Genomic DNA, 3094 nt, shown 5'->3' with positions numbered 1-3094 from the left:
CGAACTGCAGGCGCTGTGCCCCAATCTCGAGCATGTGGCGCTGGTGGTTGCCTGGTTCGGCACTGACCTCAGGGCCGGGCAATGCCGGGTGCTGCCCGGTGTCGAGGTGCCCTATCGGCAGGGCGAAAGCCGGGGCTGGAATGTGGCGGGCATGGGGCGCGATGCGGCCCATGTGGTCAGCCGCTACAATGGCGGACCGGCCTATGGCGGCAGCCCGAGCGATGACAGCGTCATCGAGGCGATCCGCGATCTGAAAACACGCGGCCTGAAGGTGACGCTTTATCCTTTCGTGATGATGGACATTGCCGCCGGCAACGGCCTGCCCGACCCTTACGGCGCGGCAGAGCAGGCGGCCTATCCCTGGCGTGGGCGCATCACGGTATTTCCGATGTCGGCCGATGGAACGTCGGCGACGCGGGCCGAGGTCGATACATTTGTGAACCGCACCGAGGGGTACCGGCGCTTCATCCTGCATTATGCAGCGCTGGCTAACGCTGCGGGCGGCGTCGACGGCTTTCTGATCGGTTCGGAACTGCGCGGGCTGACGACGCTGAGGGACGGCGCCGACGCCTTTCCCTTTGTCGAGGCGCTGGCTCAACTGGCGCAGGCGGTGAGAACGGTGCTCGGACCAGCGGCGGCCATCACCTACGCCGCCGACTGGAGCGAATATTTCGGCCATCAGCCAGGGGAAGGCAGCGGCGACGTCTTTTTTCATCTCGACGCGCTCTGGGCCGATCCGGCGATCAGCGCGGTCGGCATCGACAACTATATGCCGCTGGCCGACTGGCGCGACGCGGATCTGGAAACCGCAAGCCCGGACGGATTCTCCGGCACCGACGACCGGGCCGGATTTGCCCGGATGATCATGGCCGGCGAGGGTTATGACTGGTATTATGCCTCAGATGGCGACAGGCTGAACCGCATTCGCACGCCGATCACCGATGGCGCGGCCGGCAAGCCCTGGGTCTACCGGTTCAAGGATATCGAAGGCTGGTGGAGCAACCGGCACTACAACCGGCTGGCTGGCGTGGAAGTGGCGACGCCGACCGCCTGGCAGCCGGGCATGAAGCCGATCTGGTTTACCGAGCTTGGCTGCGGCGCGGTCGATAAGGGGGCAAACCAGCCGAATGTGTTTGTCGACGGCAAGTCGGCGGAAAGCGCCCGGCCGCATTTTTCGGCGGGCCGGCGCAGCGACAGCCAGCAGCGGCGTTTCCTCGAGGCGCATCTCGGACATTGGCAGGACGGCGATGCAGAGGGTGCCGCACCGGCCGGCATGGTCGATCCGTATCATACTTTCGTCTGGACCTGGGATGCGCGGCCGCAGCCGGCCTTCCCGGCCGATACAGGCCTCTGGGCCGATGGCATCAACTGGCGCACGGGCCATTGGCTGAACGGGCGGCTCGGCACGGCGACTTTGGCCGATACCATAGCGGCCATCCTTACCGATCATGGTTTTACCGATTTCGACGTTTCCGAGGTGGCCGGCGATCTCGGCGGTTATGTCAAGGGCGACCTGACCTCGGCGCGCGACCTGATCGAGCCGCTGATCGAGGTGTTTCAGATCGACGTGATCGAGGATGGCGGATTGTTGCGCTTTCGCACCCGCACCACCGCCAGCCTGCCGGCGCGCCGGATCGACGTGCTGGCCGATATCGACGGGCAGCCGTTGTGGAGTGAGACGCGCGGCCATGACGGCGATTTTGCCTCCGAGGCGCTAATCACCTTTTACGATCCGGCGGCCGACTATGGCGAGACCAGTGCCCGCTCGCGCAGGCTGGACGCCGCCACGCAGCGGCAATTGGCCCGCGACCTCCCGGCAGTGATCGCCGAAGAGACCGGCATCGCCGCTGCCGAAACCTGGCTGCGCGACAACCGTCTGGCACGCCGCACGCTGCAGCTGGCGCTCGGCCCGGGCGAGGTGGCGGTGCAGCCGGGCGATGTGCTGAGCATCGCCGACGGTCCGTCCGGGCGCTTTCTGGTCACCGAGATCGATGATGGACTGGAACGGCGGCTGACGCTGCGCAGCTTTGCCGGGCAGGTGTCTGCACCGGTCGTGCCGCAGGAGCCCGGCCGCAGCCCGGACAATCCGGCAGCGCAGGGTTTTGCGCCGGTGGTGCAATTTCTCGATCTGCCACGGCTGGAGGATGGCGCGGCTGCGGGCGATGCGGCTGTTGCTGTGTTTTGCCGACCGTGGCGGCGCATCGTCGTGTCGAGGTCGGTGGAGGCCGAAGGCTATCGGCCGCGGCTGACGCTGGAGCGGCCGGCAACGCTTGGAAGGCTGGTGGAACCATTGGCGCCGGGGCCGTCCGGGCGGTTCGATCGCGCCCAGGCGCTGGTCGTCGACCTGACATTCGGGGCGCTTGCTTCCGTCAGCCGGCTTGCGGTGTTGAATGGCGAAAACCGGCTGGCGGTCACATGCGCAAACGGGCTCTGCGAGGTCATCGCCTTCACCACGGCCGAGGAGATCTCGATCAACCGCTTCCGCCTGACCGGGCTGCTGCGCGCACTCGGCGGCACCGAAGACGCGATGGCATCGGGGGCGGTGGAGGGGGCGGCCGTCGTCCTGCTCGACCAGCGGTGCAACCGCTCGGACTGTCTTCGGGCGAGCGCGGCAGGGCGCAGAACTGGCTGTTCGAACCGCTCGGCATGGCGGCCGGTGCCGCGGAGCGGCGGGTGTTTTCCGGCGGGATCAGGGCGGAAACGCCGCTATCGCCGGTGCATCTGACAGCCACAAGGCTGGAAAGCGGCGATATCGGGATCGGCTGGATCAGGCGGGGGCGGATCGAGGCGGACGGCTGGACGGCCGGCGATGTTGCGCTGGATGAACCCGTCGAGGCCTACCGGCTGGAGATCCTCGATGGACCGGCCATGGCTGCGGCCGTTCGGCGCCAACTGGAGGTGGCCGCGCCGCGCTGGACCTATCCGCAGCTGGCGGAAAGTGCCGATTTCGGCGGACGGCAAAGCGCGCTGGCGCTCAGGGTCGCACAGATCGGCAGGCTTTCGGCCGGCATTGCCGCCGAGGCGACGGTCCGCATCCGTTGATTTTCACTCAACCGACAAATCCCACTGAGACACCCAACCGAGCCAAACAGGA

General features: G+C 67.1%; 1 pseudogene. It reads left to right on the top strand.

What is annotated here, in order from left to right:
* Positions 1 to 3042, top strand: a pseudogene (locus tag PDO_RS11985) (baseplate multidomain protein megatron); the annotation flags it as partial.
* Positions 3043 to 3094: the final 52 nt, after the last annotated feature.

It is taken from the genome of Rhizobium sp. PDO1-076, from assembly GCF_000247475.1.
GTDB lineage: Bacteria > Pseudomonadota > Alphaproteobacteria > Rhizobiales > Rhizobiaceae > Allorhizobium.
Note: the sequence above shows the minus strand (reverse complement) of the source record. Positions and strands in the feature narration are given on the sequence as shown.